This is a genomic window from Lentilactobacillus parakefiri, assembly GCF_002157585.1.
Lineage (GTDB): Bacteria > Bacillota > Bacilli > Lactobacillales > Lactobacillaceae > Lentilactobacillus > Lentilactobacillus parakefiri.
Window position 1 is genome coordinate 102,203 of sequence record NZ_BDGB01000079.1, and the last position, 24,352, is coordinate 126,554.

The 24,352-nt window shown below is 44.1% G+C and carries 19 protein-coding genes; 18 read left to right on the forward strand and 1 reads right to left on the reverse strand.

What is annotated here, in order from left to right:
• Positions 1-115: 115 nt before the first annotated feature.
• The 16 genes from rpsU to LPKJCM_RS09050 all read left to right on the forward strand — a co-directional run bounded on the left by rpsU (position 116) and on the right by LPKJCM_RS09050 (position 18,321).
• Positions 116-307, forward strand: a complete 192-nt coding sequence (gene rpsU / locus LPKJCM_RS08975; RefSeq protein WP_087069610.1) for a 30S ribosomal protein S21 — start codon at positions 116-118, stop codon at positions 305-307.
• 93 nt (positions 308-400) lie between these two features.
• Complete coding sequence (locus LPKJCM_RS08980) at positions 401-850, forward strand: GatB/YqeY domain-containing protein (RefSeq protein ID WP_057962054.1); 450 nt, start codon at positions 401-403, stop codon at positions 848-850.
• 72 nt (positions 851-922) lie between these two features.
• Positions 923-1,888 (forward strand): PhoH family protein, encoded by a 966-nt coding sequence (locus LPKJCM_RS08985; RefSeq protein ID WP_057962055.1) that lies wholly within the window; start codon positions 923-925, stop codon positions 1,886-1,888.
• A 28-nt stretch (positions 1,889-1,916) separates the two neighbouring features.
• Positions 1,917-2,399 carry an rRNA maturation RNase YbeY gene (ybeY, locus tag LPKJCM_RS08990; protein ID WP_057962056.1) on the forward strand — a complete coding sequence of 161 codons (483 nt, stop codon included), beginning with the start codon at positions 1,917-1,919 and terminating at the stop codon, positions 2,397-2,399.
• Entirely contained in the window at positions 2,377-2,784 is a 408-nt protein-coding gene (locus LPKJCM_RS08995) for a diacylglycerol kinase family protein (RefSeq protein ID WP_057962057.1), read from the forward strand. The genes ybeY and LPKJCM_RS08995 overlap by 23 nt, the downstream gene beginning before the upstream one ends.
• A gap of 12 nt (positions 2,785-2,796) precedes the next feature.
• Positions 2,797-3,699: a GTPase Era gene (gene era, locus LPKJCM_RS09000; protein ID WP_057962058.1), complete on the forward strand. Its 903-nt coding sequence runs from the start codon at positions 2,797-2,799 to the stop codon at positions 3,697-3,699.
• A 12-nt stretch (positions 3,700-3,711) separates the two neighbouring features.
• A complete protein-coding gene (gene recO / locus LPKJCM_RS09005) occupies positions 3,712-4,473 on the forward strand; it encodes a DNA repair protein RecO (protein WP_057962059.1) in 762 nt (253 codons plus the stop codon).
• 295 nt (positions 4,474-4,768) lie between these two features.
• Complete coding sequence (gene glyQ, locus LPKJCM_RS09010; protein WP_057962060.1) at positions 4,769-5,695, forward strand: glycine--tRNA ligase subunit alpha; 927 nt, start codon at positions 4,769-4,771, stop codon at positions 5,693-5,695.
• On the forward strand, positions 5,695-7,776 hold the full coding sequence (glyS, locus tag LPKJCM_RS09015; protein WP_057962061.1) for a glycine--tRNA ligase subunit beta: 2,082 nt from the start codon (positions 5,695-5,697) through the stop codon (positions 7,774-7,776). Before glyQ ends, glyS begins: the two co-directional genes overlap by 1 nt.
• 292 nt (positions 7,777-8,068) lie before the next feature.
• Positions 8,069-9,895, forward strand: a complete 1,827-nt coding sequence (gene dnaG, locus LPKJCM_RS09020) for a DNA primase (protein ID WP_057962062.1) — start codon at positions 8,069-8,071, stop codon at positions 9,893-9,895.
• Positions 9,896-9,912: 17 nt separating this feature from the next.
• On the forward strand, positions 9,913-11,157 hold the full coding sequence (gene rpoD / locus LPKJCM_RS09025) for an RNA polymerase sigma factor RpoD (protein WP_087069611.1): 1,245 nt from the start codon (positions 9,913-9,915) through the stop codon (positions 11,155-11,157).
• A 416-nt stretch (positions 11,158-11,573) separates the two neighbouring features.
• Positions 11,574-12,278: a tRNA (adenine(22)-N(1))-methyltransferase gene (locus LPKJCM_RS09030; RefSeq protein WP_057962063.1), complete on the forward strand. Its 705-nt coding sequence runs from the start codon at positions 11,574-11,576 to the stop codon at positions 12,276-12,278.
• Positions 12,268-13,383 carry a Nif3-like dinuclear metal center hexameric protein gene (locus tag LPKJCM_RS09035; RefSeq protein WP_057962064.1) on the forward strand — a complete coding sequence of 372 codons (1,116 nt, stop codon included), beginning with the start codon at positions 12,268-12,270 and terminating at the stop codon, positions 13,381-13,383. The genes LPKJCM_RS09030 and LPKJCM_RS09035 overlap by 11 nt, the downstream gene beginning before the upstream one ends.
• Positions 13,384-13,401: 18 nt before the next feature.
• Positions 13,402-14,640, forward strand: a complete 1,239-nt coding sequence (gene pepT, locus LPKJCM_RS09040) for a peptidase T (RefSeq protein WP_057962065.1) — start codon at positions 13,402-13,404, stop codon at positions 14,638-14,640.
• Positions 14,641-14,799: 159 nt separating this feature from the next.
• Positions 14,800-17,412: an ATP-dependent chaperone ClpB gene (gene clpB, locus LPKJCM_RS09045; RefSeq protein ID WP_057962066.1), complete on the forward strand. Its 2,613-nt coding sequence runs from the start codon at positions 14,800-14,802 to the stop codon at positions 17,410-17,412.
• Positions 17,413-17,439: 27 nt separating this feature from the next.
• The gene (locus LPKJCM_RS09050; protein ID WP_057962067.1) at positions 17,440-18,321 is read left to right on the forward strand and encodes an alpha/beta fold hydrolase; all 882 of its coding nucleotides are present in this window, start codon (positions 17,440-17,442) and stop codon (positions 18,319-18,321) included.
• A gap of 70 nt (positions 18,322-18,391) precedes the next feature.
• Here LPKJCM_RS09050 and LPKJCM_RS09055 read toward each other — a convergent pair whose 3' ends face one another.
• Positions 18,392-18,598: a DUF2929 family protein gene (locus tag LPKJCM_RS09055; protein WP_057962068.1), complete on the reverse strand. Its 207-nt coding sequence runs from the start codon at positions 18,596-18,598 to the stop codon at positions 18,392-18,394.
• 132 nt (positions 18,599-18,730) lie between these two features.
• Between LPKJCM_RS09055 and dnaE the strand changes: the two genes are divergently transcribed.
• Both dnaE and pyk read left to right on the forward strand, forming a co-directional pair.
• Positions 18,731-22,078, forward strand: a complete 3,348-nt coding sequence (dnaE, locus tag LPKJCM_RS09060) for a DNA polymerase III subunit alpha (RefSeq protein WP_057962069.1) — start codon at positions 18,731-18,733, stop codon at positions 22,076-22,078.
• A 247-nt stretch (positions 22,079-22,325) separates the two neighbouring features.
• A complete protein-coding gene (pyk, locus tag LPKJCM_RS09065) occupies positions 22,326-24,083 on the forward strand; it encodes a pyruvate kinase (RefSeq protein WP_057962070.1) in 1,758 nt (585 codons plus the stop codon).
• Positions 24,084-24,352: the final 269 nt, after the last annotated feature.

A 24,352-nucleotide genomic window follows, 5' to 3' on the forward strand; every position in this document is an offset into this window, starting at 1 on the left:
CTAAATCATTGACGATGGATTGATTAATATGTATAATTTACTTCGAACCGTTTTAGAAGGCACGCAAAGTGTTGATTAAACAGTTACATTTAAGCTCGGAGGGAGGGAATTTCATATGGCAAAGACAGTCGTTCGTAAAAACGAGTCTCTTGATGATGCTCTTCGACGCTTCAAACGTACAGTTTCTAAAAGCGGTACATTACAGGAATATCGTAAACGAGAGTTTTATGAAAAACCAAGTGTTAAGCGTAAATTAAAGTCTGAAGCAGCACGTAAGCGTAACAGCAAGAAGAAACGTCGTTTTTAATAAATGATGGTTAAAGGTCGGAGCTAATGTTTATTAGTCTCTGATCTTTTTTAATGTTAAAATTTAAGTATTAATTGAAAAGAGGTTACTTTGATGAGTGTATATGATAAATTGCTTTCTGACATGAAGGACGCCATGAAGGCTCGTGACAAAGTTCGACTGGGTGTGATTCGCGGCATTAAAGCCCAAGTGATGAACGCTAAAGTTGCGGATGGCAATCATGATTTAACTGAAGATCAAATTAACGATATCATCATGAAAGAGATCAAACAGCAGAAGGAATCTTTAGAAGAATTCCAAAAAGCTGATCGACAAGATTTGGTGGAAGAGCAGCAAGCCAAATTAAAAATTGCCGAGGAATACGCACCAAAGCAGCTCTCCGAAGCCGAAGTTGAAAAAGTCGTTCAAGAAACCATTTCACAGATTGGTGCAGAATCAATGGCTGACTTTGGAAAAGTGATGGGTGCCATCATGCCAAAGGTTAAAGGCCAAGCTGATGGCAGCATAATTAACAAGTTGGTTAAGCAGCAGCTGCAAAGCTAGTATGCTTTAGATAACCACAACTTTGTGGTATTATCTGGATCAATATGACTAATAAAAAAGGAGCTCACTTACTTGGCTGATACTCAACAAGTTACAAGAGAGTTTATTATCTCCGACCCCAATGAATTATTACAAATTGTCGGAGCTCAGGATGAGTTCATTACAATTATTGAAGAAGGCATGGCGGTTTCGATCAATGTTTTCGGTAATTCACTGAGAGTGACCGGGCAGGATGAACCCGTTAATGTGACCCTACACATTTTGGAGAATATTCTTTCTTTAATTCAAAAGGGGATTAATATTAACAGCAGCGACTTCATCAGTGCGATGAATATGGCTCAAAACGGCACGCTGGAGTACTTTAAAGATTTATATAATGAAGTACTCATTAAGGACGCAAAAGGCAAGGCGGTCCGTGTTAAGACCTTTGGGCAGCGTCAATATATTCAGGCAATTAAACATCATGATGTCGCCTTTGGCATTGGTCCAGCCGGTACTGGTAAGACTTATCTGGCCGTCGTCATGGCGATCGCTGCTTTGAAAAAAGGCACGGTTGACAAAATTGTTTTGACCCGTCCTGCAGTTGAAGCAGGCGAAAGCTTGGGCTTTTTGCCTGGTGATCTGAAAGAAAAGGTTGATCCTTATTTACGACCAATCTATGACGCTCTGCACGCCATTTTAGGTGCTGAGCACACTGAGCGGTTGATGGATCGCGGAACGATTGAGATCGCTCCTTTGGCCTATATGCGTGGTCGAACCTTGGACAACGCCTTTGTCATTTTGGATGAGGCCCAAAACACGACCAACATGCAGATGAAGATGTTTTTGACCCGTTTGGGCTTTGGCTCCGAGATGATTGTGAATGGTGATATTTCACAGATAGATTTGCCAAAACACTCAACAAGTGGGTTGATTACCGCCCAAAAGATCTTGAAGGATATTGATCAAATTGAATTTGTGACCTTCACTGCTAAAGATGTTGTCCGTCACCCAGTTGTTGCCAAAATCATTACTGCCTATGAAAAAAGCGGTAATTAATCTCGAATAGACTTGAGGAACTAATTTAATGGATTTAGAAATTTACGATAAGACTGAAAAAGGGGTTTCAGAAAAAGACCAAAAATTGATCCGGGATGTCTTGGAATTTGCCGGATCTTACATTCATTTGGCTGACAACACTGAAATGTCAGTTACCCTAGTCAATAACGATGAAATTCACCAGATTAACAAAAAATATCGTGGTGTCGACCGCGCAACCGACGTCATTAGTTTTGCGATTGAAGATGGTGACGATGATGATTTTCCAATCGTGATGGACGAAGCGTTAAAGGAATCTATTCCGGAAAATATTGGCGACATCTTCGTTTCGGTTGATAAAGTGGATGAACAGGCGGACTACCTTGGTCACTCGTTTGAACGAGAGCTGGGTTTCTTGTGTGTTCACGGTTTCTTGCACCTCAATGGTTACGATCATATGAAGAAAGCTGATGCGGATGTCATGTTTCCGCTTCAAAAAGAGATTTTAAATGCTTATGGACTCAAAAGGTAAACAAACGCCACAATTGGATAAAAACAAGTCGTTTTTTCAATCAGTCGGTCATGCTTTGGAAGGCATCAAGCGGCTTCTTTTGGAAGAGCGGAACTTTCGGATTGATTTAGTTGTGGCGATCATTGTGTTGACTTTTGCCGTCATCATGAAAATCAGCATTAACGAATGGCTTTGGCTGTTTGCCGCTTCTTTCTCGGTCATTGGGTCGGAAGTCTTAAACACAGTGGTTGAAAACGTGGTTGACTTAATTGTCGGCCACCACTTTGACTCCCTGGCAAAAAGAGCCAAGGATGTTGCGGCTGGTGGTGTTTTGCTATCAGCCCTTTTTGCGGTGATCATTGGGATGCTGATTTTTATCCCAAGATTCATTGCATTACTAAATTAAGAGGAGTAGAAAATGGATAATCCAGATTTTCATTCAGGCTTTATCGCCATTGTAGGTCGCCCAAACGTTGGCAAATCAACATTTTTAAACCGGGTCATTGGTCAAAAAATTGCGATTATGAGCGACAAGCCGCAAACCACACGAAATAAGATTCAGGGGGTTTATACGACTAAAGAAGCTCAAATTGTCTTCATTGACACCCCCGGAATTCATAAGCCACAGAACAAACTTGGTGACTTTATGATGGAATCGGCTTTGTCTGCTCTAAAAGAGGTTGATGCAGTACTGTTTATGGTCAACGCAACTAAACATCGCGGTGCCGGGGATAATTTCATTATCGATCAATTAAAAAACGTTGATAAACCAATTTACCTGCTAATCAACAAGATCGATGAGATCTCACCCGATGACATTATGCCAATTATTGAACAATACAAGAACGCTTTGACGTTCAAAGACGTTTACCCAATTTCAGCGCTTCAGGGAAATAATGTGCCAGAGTTGATCGACACGCTCATCAAAGAATTGCCGAACGGGCCCCAGTATTATCCAGCTGATGAAGTAACCGATCATCCCGAGCGGTTTGTCATTTCAGAACTGATCCGGGAAAAAGTATTGGAATTAACCCGTCAAGAAATTCCCCATTCAACGGCGGTGGTCATTGAGAGCATTAAGACCGAAGACAGCCTCTTGAGAATCCGGGCAACGATCATCGTTGAGCGTGACGGTCAAAAGGGGATTGTCATTGGTAAGGGTGGTTCAATGTTGAAGAAGATTGGAACACTCGCCAGAAAAGACATCGAAAATATGATGGGCAACAAAGTCTTTCTAGAGCTTTGGGTTAAGGTCGAGCCTCACTGGCGCGACAAGGCCAATTTGCTTAATTCTTACGGTTACCGCAAAGACAACTACTAGAGGTGAATCACTTTGTCAAAAGGTCAGCGAACGGATTTTAATGGCATTTTGCTGTATACAAAAGCCTATCGGGAACATGACCTGCTGATAAAATTTCTGACGAGGGAATTTGGCAAAAAGATGTTCCTGGTGAGAGGCGCCAAACGGCCACGCTTTAAGATGCGTTCAGCAATTCTACCGTTTACCTATGGGCTTTACGGGGGCGACGTTAAGGAGTCTGGACTGTCGTATATCCTTAATGACAAGCACTTGGAACATTTTCAAAATATCAGTGAAGATATCACCAAGAATGCCTATGCCACTTACATCATGTCCCTGATTGATCTGGCTTATCCAGATGGTCAGCAGATTGCTTCCTGGTACGATAAGCTGTTAGTCGGCCTGAGGTTGATTGATGAAGGATTTGATGAGCAAATCATCACTAATATCTTTGAGGTTCAGCTGCTTAATGCTTATGGGGTGGCGCCAAACTGGGTAGACTGTACGATCTGCCACCGCACCGATCTGCCATTTGATTATTCTGAAGCCTATGGTGGGTTGCTATGCCAGAATCATTGGAATAAGGATCCATACCGAATGCATTTGGATGCCCGCACGATTTACTATCTTCGGTTATTTTCTGTGGTTGACCTGTCTAAGTTAACCCATATTAAGGTGAATGATCGGACTAAAAAGGCGTTGCGGGAAGTTCTCGACCAGATTTATTCACGAAGCGTCGGGGTCGTTCCGAAAAGTAAACACTTTATTGATCAGTTGGGCAAATTCAAATTGTGATTGATAACGGCGTTGACAATCGTTTGATTGTCAACTATGATTATTTTGAAATAAATAATTCAACTGTGACAAAAGAAATGGCAGGATAGACGCTGCAAGCGAGATCAGGATAGTGGGAGCTGATCACCGTCGATGCTGGCAATGGCGCTTTTTGAGTTGAACAATTAAGTGCTGGTAGCAATACCAGAAGTAGGGTGGAACCGCGATTTCATCGTCCCTATGTTGAGTGGCTTAGTCTATAAGTCGTTGAACATAGGGACTTTTTTATGCGTTTTAATAATTAGGAGGAACATTTATGACTGAAAAATTATCAGTTCAAGAGATTATCCTGCGGCTGCAGCAATATTGGTCAGCCCAGGGATGTATGTTAATGCAGGCATACGATACCGAAAAAGGGGCCGGTACCATGAGCCCATACACGTTCTTGCGGGCAATTGGGCCAGAGCCTTGGAATGCGGCTTACGTGGAACCTTCCCGTCGCCCAGCCGATGGCCGCTACGGCGAGAACCCTAACCGTTTGTACCAACACCATCAATTCCAAGTGATCATGAAGCCTTCTCCTGAAAACATTCAAGAATTATATCTCAACAGTTTAAAAGAATTAGGGATCAACCCACTTGAGCACGATATTCGATTTGTCGAAGATAACTGGGAGAACCCATCAATGGGCTGTGCCGGTGTTGGTTGGGAAGTCTGGCTTGACGGAATGGAAATTACCCAATTCACCTACTTCCAAATTGTTGGTGGTTTGGAAATGGATCCGGTTGCTTCAGAGATCACTTATGGATTGGAACGATTATCCTCATATGTTCAGGATGTTAACTCCGTCTTTGACCTAAACTGGTCTGACGACGTTAAGTATGGTGACATTTTCAAGGAGCCTGAATACGAGCATTCCAAATATAGTTTTGAGGTTTCTGACCAGGAAATGCTGTTGAACTTATTCAATGACTATGAACGTGAAGCTAAACGGCTCTTAGACCAAGATTTGGTTCATCCGGCTTATGACTACATTCTTAAGTGCAGCCATACCTTTAATTTGTTAGATGCCAGAGGAGCTGTTTCAGTGACTGAACGAGCCGGATACCTGTCCAGAATTCGGAACTTGGCTCGCTCGGTTGCCAAAGAATTTGTTGAAGCCCGAAAACGTCTCGGCTTCCCGCTGATTAAGGACGAAAAGAAACGCCAAGCATTATTAAAAGACGACAAGGAGGAGAAATAATGGCTAATCATTTCTTATTAGAAATCGGATTGGAAGAAATCCCTGCGCACGTGGTCACACCAAGTATTAACCAATTGAAGAAACGTGCCAGTGATTTCTTGAAAGAACAACGGATTTCCTTTTCTGAAATCAAAACATTCAGTACTCCCCGTCGTTTGGCACTTTACATTACCGATTTGGCTGATAAACAGCCCGATATTGATAAATCAGTTAAGGGGCCTGCCAAAAAGATTGCCCAGGATAGTGATGGCAATTGGACCAAAGCCGCAATTGGCTTCTCACGTGGTCAAGGTGCAACTCCTGATGATATTACCTTTAAGGATGTCAAGGGCGTTGAATACGTCTTCGTTGAAAAGCATATTGCAGGAAAATCGCTCAAGGAAATCTTACCAGGCATGAAGGATGTCATTACTGCAATGACTTTCCCAACTATGATGAAATGGGGGACGTATTCATTTGAATATGTCCGTCCAATCAAATGGCTGGTGGCATTATTAAACGATGAGGTCATCCCCTTCAAAATCCTGGATGTCGATACCGATCGGATTACCTCCGGCCACCGTTTCTTAGGGAAGGACATTGAGCTTTCCTCCGCCGACGAATACGAAGAAAAACTGACTGAACAGTTTGTAATTGCCGACGCCGCCAAACGCAAAGAATTAATTTCCAAGCAAATTAACAAGATTGCGGCTGATAACAACTGGAAGATCAATCTTGATCCTGATTTGCTGGAAGAGGTCAACAACTTAGTTGAATGGCCAACCGCGTTCTTTGGCAACTTTGATGAAAAATACCTTGCGATTCCTGATGAAGTCTTAATTACGTCTATGAAGGACCACCAACGCTTTTTCTACGTGACTGATCAAGACGGTAAGCTTTTACCGCACTTTATCTCAGTTCGTAATGGTAACGATTATGACATTCAAAACGTGGTTGCCGGAAACGAAAAGGTGTTGACTGCCCGACTAGATGACGCAATGTTCTTCTATCAAGAAGATCAGAAGAAATCGATTGCCGATTACGTTGAGCGACTCAAGAAAGTCAGTTTCCACGACAAGATTTCAACGATGTATGAGAAGATGCAGCGGGTCCAAGTGATTGCCAAATACCTTGGGAATCTTGCCGGCTTATCAGAGCAGGAACTCAAAGATCTTGCCCGGGCTGCTTCTATTTACAAATTTGACCTGGTCACTGGGATGGTTGGCGAATTTGCGGAACTTCAGGGCGTTATGGGTAACAAATATGCCCAATTAAAGGATGAGGATCAAGCAGTTGCCACTGCGATTTCTGAACATTACATGCCAATTTCGGCAAATGGCGAGCTGCCAAAGACCAACGTTGGTTCAATTTTGGCAATTGCCGATAAGCTGGACAGTATTTTGACGTTCTTCTCAGCCGGAATGATTCCAAGCGGCTCCAATGATCCTTATGCGCTGCGCCGTCAAGCAACCGGAGTTGTTCGAATTGTGGCTGACAAGCAGTTAAACTTTGATTTGGATCAAACCTTGGATCTGCTGATTGATCGAGAAGACCAGGCATCAGTTGCACCAAAATTGGACATGAAAGCCCAAGTTTCTGCTGTGAGTGACTTCGTTAAAGACCGCATTAAACAGTACTTGGATGATCTGGGAGTTCGTTACGATATCGCCGATGCAGTTACCTCTGGCTCGCGCACCAATATTTTATTTAACATTGTCAGTGCTAAAACACTGCAGGATCATAAAGACGACGGTGATTTCAAAGATGTTATCGAATCACTGACTCGAGTTCAGCGGATTGCCAAGAAGGGATCCTTCAAGCAGGATGACTTGACGGTTGATCCGGCTTTGTTTGAAAATGATTCTGAAAAAGAGTTGAATCAGGCTGTGACAGCGGCTGCCAAGGATTACACCCACCAAAGTGCTGAAGAAGATTTCGGCCGTTTGGCTCAGCTCAAGGATAAAATTAATGACTATTTTGACGCCACGATGGTGATGGCTAAAGATGAAAAACTGAAGAATAATCACCTGCGTCAGCTCACAATGATTGCCAACATGATTATGTATCTTGGCGACCTCGATAAATTAGTTGTTAAAGGATAGGTTTGAGGGTTAATATTTGTGCTAATTTGCCTTTTATGATACTATTTAAATACGTATCGCCAGTAAAACAGAGTGGGACATAAAGCGGTTAGTTTCCAGAATATAAGCAAGAAATCCGAATATCCTGGGTTTGGATATTTGGATTTCTTGCTTATATGGCCGGAAACTGCTTTATTTCCCACGTTTCTGCAAGGCAATATTCGAAATTATAAGTAGGGGTGAGACGAAATCTGTTTTTGTCCCACCTTGCTTTACAGGTATTGATTCAGTTTTAAAGATGGGAGGCGAAGTAATGGCGAAGATCCCAGAAGATGTGATTGAAGAAATCAGGTCACAGGTTAACATTGTTGACGTTGTTTCCCAGTTTGTTCAATTGAAACAGTCCGGAAAGAATTTATTTGGTCTTTGTCCGTTTCATGAGGAGCGGACCCCATCTTTTTCAGTCTCGGAAGACAAACAGATTTTTCATTGTTTTAGCTGTGGTCGGGGCGGTAACGTCTTTAAATTTATCATGGAGCTGCAGAATGTTTCCTTCCCTGAGGCGGTTAAAAAGGTCGCTGAGATGGAAAACATTCCTGTCGAGGAGAAGTATTTCCGTGAAAGCGGTCCGTCACAGTCAAGTCCTGAAAATACGCAGCAAAAAGAACTCATTGATTTGCATGAACAAAGCGTTAAGCTGTATCATCACATTTTGACCAACACTAAGATGGGTCAGCCGGCGCTTGACTATCTCCACAAACGGGGAGTCAGTGATGAGACGATCACGACGTACCAACTGGGATACGCACCGGCTCAGAGACTGCTCAAACCATTCTTCGATGAACGCAAGGTTGATTTTCAATTACTCCGGAAGTCCGGTTTGTTTTCTGAAGACCAGGACGGTAACCTACGAGATCGCTTCGTCGATCGGGTGATGTACCCGATTCGAAATGGAACGGGTCAAACGATTGCCTTTTCCGGCCGGCTGCTGACGACTGATTCAGATATGCCAAAGTACCTGAACAGTCCAGAGACTGACATTTTCAACAAACGAAAAGTCTTATTCAATTTGGATTTGGCCCTGTCAAATATTCGTACTGGTGAACCGGCCATTTTATTCGAAGGCTACATGGATGTGATTACTGCATTTCAAGCAGGGGTTAAATCCGGGATTGCCTCGATGGGAACCAGCTTGACCGAGCAACAGATCTATGACATTAAACGAATCACCCACGAAGTCGTGATTTCCTACGATGGTGACACCCCTGGACAAAAAGCAATCAAGCGGGCCATTGATTCATTCAATGAACAAAAGAGTCATTTGGTCATGAAAATTATCTCGATACCCGATGGGATGGATCCTGATGAATTCATTCGCAAAAAGGGCGCCGAAGATTTTAAACAATTGATTGACCACGCTCAGGCCCCAATTGAGTTTGAGTTAAATTATCTCAAAAAACAATACAATTTGGACTCTGAAGTTGATCAGAGCAGTTACATTGCTGAAGCTTTAAAACTGATTAGCAGAGTTGATTCCAGCATTTCGCGGGATCTTTACCTCAACCGGTTGGCGGATGAATTTTCAGTGGCCAAGCAATTACTGCAGCAGCAGTTAGCACCACTGATCAAACAATCTGCTCCAGCGGCTGAAACGCACCCGTACCATAAACAGGTTCAAACTGTTAAACAGCAAAAGCATTTCTCGTTAGTCGAGAAAGCCGAAATGCAGCTGATGAACCGCATGCTGCACTACCATGATATTTGGTTAAAGGTAAGTAATGTTTCGGGGTTCTCATTTGTTGATGAACAGTACCAAATGTTGTACCTTTTAGCCGAGGGGTATTTTACCAAATTCGATGATTATAATGTCGCCACTTTCAGCAACCTGATTTCCGAAGACTCACTGCAAAGTCTCTTAGTTGATGTCGATATGCTCGAGCTCCCGGATAATCCGACCAATGCTGAAATTGACAGTTATCTAAACATCTTAATGCATCGAGCCCCGGTAGAGGAAAAGTTAAAAAAAAAGCGGGCAGAACTCAAGCAAGCCGTTAAGATTGGTGATGTTGACAAGCAACGTGCCTTAACGATTGAGATTGTTAAGCTTGAACAACAGAAGAGAATGAAGCAACAAGTATAACTTCAGGAGGCGTTTTGATGGCTACTAAAAAAACTGACGATAAAGTAACAGAAACAAAGACTGCCACAGCTAAGAAGGCTACCGCAGCTAAGAAAACGACTGCATCAAAGACCAGTACCAAGGCTAAATCAACCAGAGCCAAGACAACAAAAGCAAAGACTACCAAAAAAGCTGACAAGCCATACAAAAAGGAATTTGACGCTATTGTTAAAGCCAATAAACCAATTGGCCATATTACCTATGACGAATTGGCCAAGAAGATTGAAAAGCCTTATTCTCTGAGCGAAAAGGACATGGAAAGTCTTTTGGAGAGTATTGAAGACTCCGGGATCAGTGTTGTCGACGAAAATGGCGACCCAGATCCAAGAGCCATCGGTGCTGCCAAGAAAGTCACCAAGAAGGAATTGTCGGATGTTTCCGCACCAACTGGCGTGAAGATCAACGATCCCGTCCGGATGTACCTGAAGGAAATTGGCCGCGTCTCTCTTCTGAGTGCCGACCAGGAAATTTCGTTAGCCAAGCGAATTGAAGCCGGTGATGAAGAAGCTAAGCAAGAACTGGCTGAAGCCAACTTACGATTGGTGGTTTCAATTGCCAAACGGTATGTTGGTCGAGGGATGCAATTCCTTGATCTAATTCAAGAAGGTAACATGGGCTTGATGAAAGCCGTTGAGAAGTTTGACTACCGTAAAGGATTCAAGTTCTCGACTTACGCAACTTGGTGGATTAGACAGGCGATTACCCGTGCGATTGCTGATCAGGCTCGGACGATTCGGATCCCCGTTCATATGGTTGAAACAATTAATAAGTTGATTCGAATTCAACGACAATTGCTGCAGGATCTTGGCCGTGAGCCATTGCCTGAAGAAATTGGCGCCGAGATGGATATGCCGACTGAAAAGGTTCGAGAGATCCTGAAGATTGCTCAAGAACCCGTTTCACTTGAAACACCAATTGGTGAAGAGGACGACTCTCATCTTGGTGATTTCATTGAAGATCAGGATGCCACTTCTCCGGCTGACCATGCTGCTTATGAGTTGCTTAAAGAACAACTTGAGAGCGTCCTCGATACGTTAACTGACCGTGAGGAAAATGTATTACGACTTCGCTTCGGCCTTGATGATGGCCGGACCCGAACGCTTGAAGAAGTTGGAAAAGTCTTTGGCGTGACTCGCGAACGAATTCGACAAATCGAAGCCAAGGCATTAAGAAAGCTGCGTCATCCATCAAGAAGCAAGCAGCTGAAAGATTTCTTGGATTAATTAAGAGCGCGACGAGACCCGGTTAGGGCCCAGAACATAAGCGAAAACATTCAATGACGAACGGTCCTTGTTCGTCGTTGAATGTTTTTGTTTATGTGGCCGGGTCCTGGGTCGTCGAAGCGTGTTTTCAAGGCCGAAGGGAACTCAAAGAAGCATAACAAACGCACCAGAGCGCGACGAGACCCGGGTGGGCCCACCAAGCAGGCTAGGCCGTTTTCATACGGCCGTCAGAACACAAAATAGAAATTTCGCAATGTAAAACTTGCCTAAACGAGAGGTTGAGACAACGTGTCATTATGTCTTGGCCTCTTTTTTTGCGCCCAAATTTTGCCTACTAATTAAAAAGCTTCTCGAAATCTGTCATTTTTCAATCGGATAATTTATAATGAATTTATACACAAAACGAGGAGCGAAATATGAATAGCACGCATTTATCAAAACGACTACAAACCGTCAGTGATCACGTCGAACCCGGCAGCAGGCTGGCGGATATTGGCTCAGATCACGCTTACCTGCCGATTCATCTGGCCCAAACTCATGTGATTGACTTTGGGGTGGTCGGCGAAGTCGCCAAAGGGCCACTTGCCAATGCGACCTCAGAGATTACCAAGGACCATTTACTGGGTGTCCTTCACCCACGCCTTGCAGATGGGTTAGCGGCGATTGAACCCGGAGATGATATTAACGCGATTACCATTGCCGGAATGGGTGGCAATCTGATTACGCACATTTTGGAAGCCGGTAAAGAAAGACTAGTCGGCAAAGAAAAATTAATCCTCCAGCCTAATGTGGGGGAACCGGTTGTCAGAAGTTGGCTGATGGCCAATCAATACCGTATTCTTGCTGAACAAATTCTGAAAGAAGACGGCCACATCTATGAAATCATTACCGCCAAGAAAACCGCTAAACCCGTTAAGTATTCCGAGTTAGCTTTAAAATTTGGGCCATTTTTACTCAAAGAGAAATCACCGGTTTTTGTCGAAAAATGGCGGGAAGAAATGGGCCTTTTGGCGCGTGTCATCAAGAATATGGAACAGGCGACCATCCCTGATACGGCTAAAATAGCCGCTATCCAGTCGGAAATTAATCTAATTAATGAGGTGATTAAGGTTGAAAGCTAAGCAGTTAGTTGAAAGGTTCGAGCAATTTGCTCCCAAAAGGTTGGCGATGGCAAAAGATCCCATTGGGTTGCAGATTGGATCACTCAATCAAGAAATCCACAAAGTCATGACAACCCTGGATGTTCGCCCGGAGGTTGTCGATGAAGCAATTGATCACCAGGTTGACTTTATTTTTGCCCATCATCCGGTTATGTTTCATCCGGCTCACAATCTTGATCTGGATGACCCTCAAAACGAGATGTATGCTAAAATTATTGCCAATCGCATCACGGTTTACGCTGCCCACACCAACTTGGATGCAGCTGACGGTGGGATGAATGACTGGTTGGCGGAGGCACTACAGCTGAGTGATTTAAGTGGTTTAGTGCCCGCATTCGACGAGTCGGTTTTTCGATTAACCGTTCAAGTTCCCAAAGTGTACGCGACAGCTGTTCGAATGTCGCTTGTCAATGCTGGTGCGCAAGCGAGTGCCGGTCAATATAGCGGCTATACGTATGAAATTGATGGAACGGTTTACTATGTTCCAAAGGCCGGTGCCGATCCAACCATGGGAGCGGCTGGCGAACCAAACGAAATTGAAGATTCCCGCTTGGAGTTTGAAGTTCCCCAAAGAAACCTGCACCATGTGTTAAAAACCTTATCAGATGTTCACCCATTGGAAAAGCCGCTCTACAATCTGATTCGGCTTGAGGATAAAAAACATCACTATACGATGGGGCGAATTGGCAATTTGCCACGCAGCATGTCCGTTCGTGAGTTCGCCGAAGACTGCAAGCGAACTTTCGCAGTTTCGGGCCTACGGGTGATTGCCAACAACTTGGAACAGCCAATCAAACGAGTGGCAATTCTTGGTGGTGATGGCGGGAAGTTTTTCCGCCTAGCACAACAGAAAGGTGCCGATGCTTATGTAACCGGGGATGTTTACTATCATACCGGCCACGACATGCTGGCTGCTAATTTCCCGGTAATTGACCCGGGGCACCACATTGAAAGCATTTGTATTCCGAAATTAGCTGATCTGTTCAAACGGTGGTCCGATCAGAATCACTGGCAGTTAGCTGTTTATCAGTCAACAATCAATACGGATCCATTCACATTTATGTAGAAAAAGGAGATCACTAGTATGGCAAAATACGCCGAATTAATTCCTAACTTTTTAACGTTTGTAAAGATTAATACCCGTTCTGATCCGCACTCAACCAGCATCCCCTCGGCCGATAGAGAAACGCAGTTTTTGGATCAGCTCAAGGACCGGCTGATCAAGATGGGCCTAACGGATGTCCACACCAATGAACAGAGTGCCTATGTTTTTGTGACCCTTCCTGGGAATGTTGACAAGCCCGTTCCAACTGTTGGTTTTATTTCACACATTGATACGGCCGATTTCAATGCTGAAAATATTAACCCCCAAATCATTGAGAATTACGACGGCTATTCGGTCATCAAACTCGACGAGAAGGGTGAATACACACTGGATCCGAAAGTCTTTCCCAGTTTAAAGAAGTATGAAGGTCAAACGCTGATTACCACCGATGGTTCAACACTGTTGGGGGCCGATGACAAAGCTGGTGTGGCTGAAATTATTTCTGCGGTCACCTATTTACAGAGTCATCCGGCCGTTAAACACGGCGATATTAAGATTGCCTTTGGACCTGATGAAGAAATTGGAACCGGTGCCGACCATTTTGACGTTAAAGATTTCGGCGCTGATGTTGCCTACACTGTTGACGGCGGCCCACTTGGTGATTTGAACTATGAGACTTTTAACGCCGCCGACGCTCAAGTGACCATTAAAGGGACCGACGTTCATCCAGCAGAGGCCAAAGGGATTATGGTCAATGCCATTCAAGTTGGTATGGACTTTCACGCCGCTTTACCGGACTTTGACCGTCCAGAAAAGACTCAGGATCGTGAAGGTTTCTTTCATTTGTATGATTTTCAGGGAACGGTCGACCACACCGAAATGGGCTATATTATCCGAGATCATGATCGTGACCGTTTTGAAGCCCGCAAACGGCTCTTCAAGGGGATTGCCAACCAAATGAACAGTGACTTTGGTGAAGACCGGGTTAAAGTGACCCTCAAGGATCAATATTACAACATGGGAGAGGTCATTAAGAAAGATCCGACCCCCGTCAAGATCGCGGAACAGGCCATGAAGAATGTCGGCGTAAAACCGCATGTGTTCCCGGTTCGTGGCGGAACGGACGGCTCTAAGATTTCTTACATGGGACTGCCGACTCCTAATATTTTTGCTGGTGGCGAGAACATGCATGGCCGCTTTGAATACGTTTCTGAGCAAGCCATGGAGAAAGCCGTTGATGTGGTACTCGAAATCGCCAAAGGATATGCCGAAAAGTAATTGGTCAAAAAAGGTTAAATTATTGTTCAGGGCATTCAAAATTTGATACCATAGCTTTAGTGGTTTGAAATGAAAGGTTCTTTTTGTTTCGAACCTTTTTATTAGAATGAATTCTTGAAAGTCAATTAATCAAAAATACTTTAATAAGGTGATAATTTAATGAATCCTGATAATTTAACAGAGGCTGTTACTCAAGCAATTTCTCAGGCTCAACAAATTGCGGCAACGAGAAAGCAACAAAATATCACGGTGGCCCATTTATTCAAATTTTTGGTTCAGCCTGGTGAATTGGCACGGGAAATTTATTCGCAACTTGGCTTGAATCTGGCAGATTTGAATACTGAGCTTGATAGTGAGATTGATGCTATCGCGACGGTGGAAGGCAGTAACATTAATTACGGTCAGTCGCTTTCCTCAAACTTGTACGAGCTGCTGCAAAATGCGGAACAAATCAAAAATGAGTTTGGCGATACCTACATTGCCGTTGATACCTTAACGATTGCTGTGATGCAGCTACACGGCGATAAATTTGCCGATTACCTCGCACAACAGGGACTGAGCGAGCAGAAAGTTCGAAACGTTGTGGAAAAGATTCGTGGCGGCCAAAAAGTGACAACCAAGAATCAAGAAGACAGCTATCAGTCACTGGAAAAATACGGGACTGATTTGGTTCAAGCGGCTCGCGATAATAAATTAGGCCCGATTATTGGCCGGGATGAGGAAATTCTTGATGTGATTCGCATTCTTTCTCGAAAGACCAAGAATAACCCGGTTTTGATTGGCGCCCCCGGCGTTGGCAAAACGGCAGTTGTTGAAGGCTTGGCGATGCGGATTGCTTCTAATGACGTGCCGGAAAACCTGAAGAACAAAACGATTTTTCAACTGGATATGGGCTCACTGATTGCCGGCACCAAGTACCGTGGTGAATTTGAAGAGCGACTGCAGGCCGTTTTAAAAGAAGTCAAAAAAGCCGAGGGTCAAATCATCATGTTTATTGATGAAATTCATAACATTGTTGGGGCCGGCAAGGCAGAAGGCAGTATGGATGCCGGTAATATTTTGAAGCCAATGCTCGCCCGTGGCGAACTTCATTTAATTGGCGCCACAACCATTGATGAATACCGGAAGTATATGGAAAAGGACAAGGCACTTGAACGCCGTTTCCAGCGAGTGATGGTTCACGAACCATCCGTTGAAGATACGGTGACAATTCTTCGTGGCCTGTCTGAAAGTTTGGAGATTCACCATGGCGTTAGAATTCATGATAACGCCCTTGTAGCAGCCGCCAAATTATCCGATCGATACATTACTGACCGTTATTTACCGGATAAGGCGATTGATTTGGTGGATGAGGCCTCCGCAGAAATTCGGGTTGAAATGAACTCCAGCCCAACTGAGCTCGATCAATCCAAGCGGCAGATGATGCGTTTGGAAGTCGAAGAAGCCGCTCTGAAACAAGAAACTGATGAGGCTTCCAAAAAACGACTTAAAGAAGTTGAAGAAGAACTCGCCAATATCAAAGAAAAGGTTAACCAGTTAAATGCCCGCTGGTCACAGGAAAAAGAAGCCATCAAGAAAATTTCTGACAAAAAGAAGCAGCTTGATCAGGCCAAAAATGACTTAAAGCAGGCCGAAAACACTTATGATTTAAACCAGGCTGCTGTCTTGCAGCACGGAACGATTCCACAGTTGGAAGCCGACTTGAAGAAGCTTGAAGATAATGATCAGCATTCTGATTGGCTGGTCAGCGAATCGGTCACGGCCAACGAGATTGCCGCTGTGGTTAGTCGAGAGACGGGCATTCCAGTTACTAAACTCGTTGAGGGTGAACGAAAGAAATTACTGCACTTGGCAGATAATCTGCACAAACGGGTAATTGGCCAAGACGCAGCTGTTACGGCTGTCTCCGATGCGGTTATTCGCTCGCGTGCCGGCCTTCAAGACCCAAGCAAGCCACTGGGGTCATTCCTGTTTCTAGGCCCGACAGGCGTCGGTAAGACTGAATTAGCCAAGGCACTGGCTGAAGATCTATTTGATTCTGAAAATCACATGGTTCGAATTGACATGTCCGAGTACATGGAAAAAGAATCCGTTTCCCGATTAGTGGGGGCGGCACCTGGGTACATCGGTTATGAAGAAGGCGGCCAGTTGACCGAAGCGGTGCGCCGAAACCCATACACGATTGTCCTATTTGATGAAATTGAAAAGGCTCATCCAGACGTCTTTAATATTTTGCTTCAAGTCTTGGATGATGGTCGTTTAACCGACAGTCAGGGGCGGACGATTGATTTTAAGAATACAATTTTAATTATGACGTCCAACTTGGGTTCGGACATCCTGCTTGAAGGCACCGACGAAAATGGCGTTATTTCTCAACAAGCAAAAGATCAAGTCAATCAACTGTTAAAAGCCTCGTTTAAGCCGGAATTTTTGAACCGAATCGATGATGTGATTACCTTCACACCATTGAGCAAATCTGACATTGAAAAGATTGTCCAGAAGCTGATTAATCAGTTATCTGGCCGCACCAAAGCTCAGGATATCAGGTTATCCATTTCTGATGAAGCTAAACGCTTTATTGCTGATAACGGCTATGAACCGCAATATGGCGCTAGGCCGCTTCAGCGATATGTCACCAACGTGGTGGAAACACCATTGGCGCGCATGATCGTTGGCGACCAAATTAAGGCTCACAGTGTCGTTCACATTAACCTTGATCATGACCATTTAAGCTTTGTCCCTGAACAATTGCCAGCTGACGTGCAGATTTAAGTCCAGCCGATTAGGGAGGAATTTGGTGTGCCTAATGATTACAAGCTTCCAACTGAAAATCACACTCAACTGGCCGTCGCTGTATTTCCGGCTAATCAGCCCAAGGGCATCATTCAATTGATCCATGGTGCCCTTGAACATAAAGAACGGTATTATGAGTTTGCTCAATTTTTGAGTGAACACGGTTATATTGCGGTGATTTCGGATAATCGCGGTCATGGCCAGTCAATTTCTGACGATGACCCCTTCGGAATAATGCGCAGTCTGCCACAATTGATTCACGATCAGTTTTTGATCACCCAGTTTATCAAAGCACAGCACCCCAATCTGCCTATCAGCCTATTTGGCCATTCTTTTGGGTCTATTTTGGCGCGGCTGTATTTGCAGCATCATGATGTTGAGCTTGATGCGGTTGCCTTAACCGGGACGACTAACTATATCCCAGTTGTCCCGCTTGGATTGTTCATTGGCTGGGCATTCTTGAAAGGCCATTCTGAAAGTGCCAAATGGTCTTTACTTTCCAAAATTTCGGGCTTAACCCCGGGTGATCATGCTTGGTTGAGTTATGATCAGGAAAACATTCGCCGGGTCACTGAGGATCCGCTAATGATGGATGAATACCCGGTTAAAAGTTTGGTGACGCTTTGGCAGGGTGATTTCCTGCTCAAACGCATTCGCAAGTTTGAGTGTGCCAACCCGCAGCTGCCAATTCTGAGTTTAGTGGGCACTGATGATAAATTCAGTGGTGGACGTAAGGGGTTGGCAGACACAATTTTGACCCTTCATAAGATTGGGTATCAAAATGTCGTGAGTCTTCAAGAGCCACATATGAAGCATGAAGTCCTCCAAGAAACGAATCGGATCCTTGTTTTCGAACGCTTATTGAAGTTCTTTGATACCCATCACTAAAAATTTAATTGAAAAGACAAAACAGGCTATGGCAAAAATTTGCCATAGCCTGTTGACGTTTCAAAAAAAGTTAATCGTTTGATTTACTTGATGTTGTGGAATCCTTGCTGATCACATAGATACCGTTTACGGCAATAAATGCGGTAATTGCGGCAGCAATTCCGATTTGGGAAGGCTCCCATGTTCGAACTTCAAGGGCGGAACCTATGTAACCAATGATTTCTCCAAAGATGTATGCCCACAAAACAGCTACAATATTTGAACTAATAAGTTTCATGTCTAATGCCACCTCACAATCAATAGCATTTTAGCATATATTTTATGAAAAATCATCATTTATTTAATTGGTCGATTTGAATGTCGGCTTGATAAATTTGGTATAATTTTAGTTAGAAAGAAGGGTCACACTGTGAGTTACGTTCCGCTGCAAGTCATCAGTTCATATAGTTTGCTGCAAAGTCCCATTCGGATTTCTGACCTAGTTACCGAAGCCAAAGATCGTGGTTATCAAGCGCTGGCGTTGACTGACCTTAACGTGATGTACGGGGCGGTTGAATTTTACGACGCCTGTTTAAGCGCGGGAATTAAGCCCCTCATTGGCTTAACCTTGCAGTTGCCCGGTTTGATTTTGAACGACAAAGAATATGGTTGGGTGCTGATTGCCAAGAATCAGCGTGGTTATAACAACCTGCTTAAATTATCGACCCTAAAGATGACTCGGTCGGAATTGACTTTTTCTCAGCTGGCTGACTATTTAAGCGATTTGGTGGTCATTTTACCACCCGCGGCAGAAATGAATGACCTGCTGTTACAGGGGCGGTCTGATGAGGCTTTCGACTTAATTGATCAAGCTAAATCACTTGGAATCGGTCACGATGCGTTAAAAATCGGTGTTGATTATCATTCATCTGACAGCCTGAATGACATGTTAGGCAAACTGGCAGCTGACAAACAAGTCGACCTGGTTGCCGATTCTCCAGTTAACTATCTGAATGCTGACGACTATTTTTCAATGCAGGTTCTCAAAAATATCGCCGCTGGTGACAAAATTACCAACGTGGCGCAGCTTAGTAAACAAGTCGGTCCGTACTGGCTGCGTCCAGCCGAGCAGGTTGAGGCTCAGTATCGCCAGATTCACCTCGTCGATGCCTTGACCCAAGTCGATCGGATTGTCGATGACTGCAATGTCCAAATTAAAAAGCAGCAGCCCAAATTACCCCAGTTCGACACGCCTAACGCAATAGACTCAGGCGCCTATCTCCGGCAACTTTGTGAAAAAGGATTGGCGGATCGACTCAAGAACAATCAGATTAAAGATGCGACGCCCTATTATCACCGGCTGGATCGAGAGTTATCAGTGATTCATTCGATGGGCTTTGACAATTACTTCTTAATTGTCTGGGATGTGATTAATTTTGCTCACCAGACACAGATCATTACCGGCCCGGGGCGCGGTTCGGCAGCTGGGTCATTAGTTGCCTATACCTTGACCATTACCGACGTTGACCCCATCAAATATAATCTGCTGTTTGAACGTTTTTTAAATCCGGAACGGGTCCAGATGCCTGATATTGATTTGGATATTCCTGATGACAAGCGTGATGAAGTCATTCAGTATGTCCATCAAAAATACGGTCATAAACGTGTTGCCCAGATTATCACCTTCGGAACGCTGGCGGCTAAACAATCGATCAGAGATGTTGGGCGAGTGTTTGGCCTCAATCCGACTCAACAAGATCAGTGGAGTAAAGCAATTCCCAGTGCCTTTCATGTAACATTATCAGATGCTTTGGCCAACTCCCAACGATTAAAGAACTTGGTAGCTGACAGTCCGCTTAATGAAGCCCTTTATCAGACGGCCAAGACACTGGAAGGCTTGCCGCGACATTATTCGACTCATGCCGCCGGACTGGTGTTGAGTGATGATCCCTTGGTTAACCTAGTGCCGCTTCAAAACGGTAATGAAGGCTTATTGATGACTCAGTATTCTAAGGATTACGTTGAATCAGTCGGCCTGCTTAAAATGGATTTTCTGGGACTCCGGAACCTGTCAATCTTGGCTGACGCGCTTTATCAGGTCAAATTGACAACCGGCAAAGACATTGACATTTCTGCAGTGCCGCTGGCTGATGCTAAAACCATTCAGTTGTTTGCAGATGGGGATACAACAGGGATTTTTCAATTCGAGTCAAACGGGATTCGAAACGTCCTTAGACGCCTTCATCCAGAACAATTTGAAGACATTGCGCTGGTTAATGCCCTTTACCGGCCCGGACCGATGCAAAATATCGATGAAGTGGTAAAAAGAAAGGCTAATCGCGAGGCCCTAACTTATCCGGACGATTCCCTTAAAGACATTTTGGAGCCAACTTATGGCGTGATTGTCTACCAGGAGCAAGTCATGTTGGTGGCTGCCAAAATGGCCGGATTTTCATTGGGGCAGGCTGATATTTTGCGACGGGCGATGAGTAAGAAGAAACTTGGCGTCATGGAACAAATGAAGGCCCAGTTTATGACCGGCGCCAAGCAGCGGGGGTACTCCGAATCGGTTGCCACCAAGGTGTTTGACTATATTGAGCGGTTTGCCAATTATGGCTTCAATAAGTCGCATGCAGTTGCCTATACCAAGATGGCCTATGAATTGGCTTACTTGAAAGTGTATTACCCTGGCGAATTTCATGTTGCCCTGTTAAATTCGGTCAACAATAACACCGTTAAGGTGAAGGCCTATCTGCAGGCTGCCAAATCGATGGGCGTCAAGGTTGTTGGTCCCAATATCAATACCAGTCAGGCTCGATTTACTTATCAAAACCAGCAAATTGTTTTTGGCCTTGATTCAATCAAAGGGGTTCGTCACGATATGGTGATTGATTTGTTGGCTGAGCGGCAGAAGAACGGCCAATTTAAGTCGTTTCCAGACTTTTTAAGTCGTCTGGCAGGTAAGTACCGGAAAGCTGAGTTGGTCGATGCCTTGATTTATGCCGGTGCCCTAGATGTTTTTCCGTTCAATCGATCCGAATTAATTGCCGCAGCGCCCGAATTTATCAGTTCGGTTGAATTAAGCGGTAACTCCATGAGTTTGTTCAAAGCGTTGGAGCCTAAGATGCCAAAGATGCCTGAGATGCCCCTGATGGATAAGCTAGAAAAGGAAAACGCCTATTTAGGTGCCTACTTATCTGGTCACCCCACAGAAAGATTTGTATCCCTGGGACAGCAATTAAATGCCGAGACAACTGCGACGCTGAGTGCCGGCATGAAAAACATTTACTTGATTCTATATATCACCAAGGTGAAGGTGATCCGGACTAAGACTGGCAAACAAATGGCTTTTTTGGATGGCAATGACCAGGTGGGGCAAACATCGGTGACCGTGTTTCCAAATTTATTTGCCAAAACTCAGTCGTGGCTGCATAAAGACTTAGTGATCTTAATTAAAGGCAACGTCGAGAAAGTCAATGAGATTCAGGTCGTTGCCAATGAAATGCAGCCAGCTGCGAATGTGATGACGAACCACAAGCGATCCACTCAATCAGCAAAATGGTATTTGCGGATTGACCGCGACCACGACAAAAACAAAATGTTTCACAATCTTGCCAATTTAAGCGGTCAATATCACGGTCAAGTTCCCGTCATCGTATTTGAAACCGAAACCAAAAAAACTTGGCAGCTGGAGACCAGCCTCTGGTTAGATCAAAGTTCCGAGGTTAAAGAACAATTAATCACAATCTTTGGCAGGAATAATGTGATTTATAAGTAAATTTTTGGAATAATTTTTCAGAACCCAGGTTCATTACGTAAAGGCTTTCATTTGCGGTGGGCCTAACTTTTACCGACCAAAGCCACGGCCACTAATCTCACTTAGGCCTAAATGGTGGGCGACAACCCGCCTAAAAAGTGATAAAATACGGTTGAAATCTAAAAGGATACCGATGCGTTATTTAAATGGTTTTGCGACTTTTTGATAAGGTATTGAGTGCCCAAAAACCGAAGGAGAGATTTTACTTATGAAGAAAACTAAGATCGTAAGTACATTAGGCCCAGCAAGTACTGATGTAGACACAATTACTAAGCTGATTGAAGCTGGAGCTAATGTTTTCCGATTTAACTTTTCACATGGTGACCACCCTGAACATCTTGATCGTATGAACAAGGTTCACGAAGCTGAAAAGAAGACTGGCAAGACTGTTGGAATTATGCTTGATACCAAAGGTGCTGAAATTCGGACAACCGTTCAAAAAGACGGCAAGATCGAATTCCACACCGGCGATGTTTTCCGTATTTCAATGGATGCAAGTCTTGAGGGTACTAAAGACAAGATTGCGGTTACTTACCCTGGACTCTTTGATGATGTTCACGAAGGCGGCCATGTTCTTTTCGATGATGGTTTGTTGGACACGGTTGTTACTAAAAAAGACGATGCTAACAAAGAATTAGTTGTCACAGTTCAAAACGACAGCACCCTTGGTTCACGTAAAGGTGTTAACGCACCTGGCGTTTCAATCAACCTGCCTGGTATCACTGAAAAAGATTCAGATGATATTCGTTTCGGCTTGGATAACGACATCGACTTCATTTCTGCATCATTTGTTCGTAAAGCCCAAGATGTTTTGGACATCCGTGAATTGCTTGAAGAAAAGCACATGGAACACGTTCAAATCTTCCCTAAGATCGAATCACAAGAAGGCATCAACAACTTTGACGATATCATCAAGGTATCTGACGGTTTGATGGTTGCTCGTGGTGACATGGGTGTTGAAATTCCAGCAGAAAACGTTCCGTTGGTACAAAAGACTTTGATCAAGAAGTGTAACCAACTTGGCAAGCCAGTTATCACCGCTACTCAAATGCTTGATTCAATGCAGGAAAACCCACGTCCTACTCGTGCTGAAGCTTCTGATGTTGCCAATGCCGTCTTTGATGGTACTGATGCAACCATGCTTTCAGGCGAAAGTGCTAATGGTGATTACCCTGTTGAATCAGTTCAAACGATGGCTCGAATCGACGTTAAGGCTGAAAACGCATTTACCGAATTTGGTACCCCACGTCCAGAATTCGACTCAAGTGATGTGACTGAATCCATTGGCGATTCAGTTGCCCGTGTTGCTGAAGAGTTGGGTGTTCACTGTATCGTTGCCGCAACCCGTTCAGGTTACACTGCTAAAATGATTTCTAAGTATCATCCAGATGCTGACATCCTTGCCATTACTTTCGACGAACGTACTCGTCGTGGCTTGATGGTTAACTGGGGTGTTCACCCAATCTTGGTTGACGAAGTTAAGAGCACTGATGAAATCTTTGAATTAGCTTCAAAGAAGGTACTTGAAACTGGTTTGGCTAAGGAAGGCGATTTGATTATCGTTACTGCCGGCGTTCCAGTTGGCGAAAGCGGCACAACTAACTTGATGAGAGTTCAACTCATCGGTTCAAAGCTGGTTCAAGGCCAAGGTGTTGGTGACAAGACTGTTATTGGTAAAGCCGTCGTTGCTAAGAACGCAGCTGATGCCAAGAGCAAAGTAACTGAAGGCAGTATCTTGGTTACTAAGTCAACTGACAAGGAATATCTCCCAGCTATCGAAAAAGCCAGCGCCGTGGTTGTTGAAACCGGCGGCTTGACTTCACACGCAGCTGTTGTTGGTATTTCAATGGGAATCCCCGTTCTTGTTGGTGCAGCTGATGCTACCAGCAAGATTTCTGACGGTGAATTGATTACCGTTGATTCACATCGTGGCGTTATTTACCATGGTGCTTCATCATCAATCTAACTTTAACTTGTGAGTGGATCACAATTAATTATGACGAGACTGGGACGATAGGCGTTTAGATCCCAGAATTTAACGAGAAAATGCAATCATTCCTGGTTTTGGGATGATTGCATTTTCTCGTTAAATGGCAGGGATCTGCCGTTTGTCGCAGCTTTCTGCAAGATAAAAGTGGTGATCAAAGTTAACATCATAAACACGCAAAGAGTGATGTTTCAGCCCTGTTTCATATTATTGTGAGAGCAGTCGAATTTTGGCTGGAAAACGTGTAA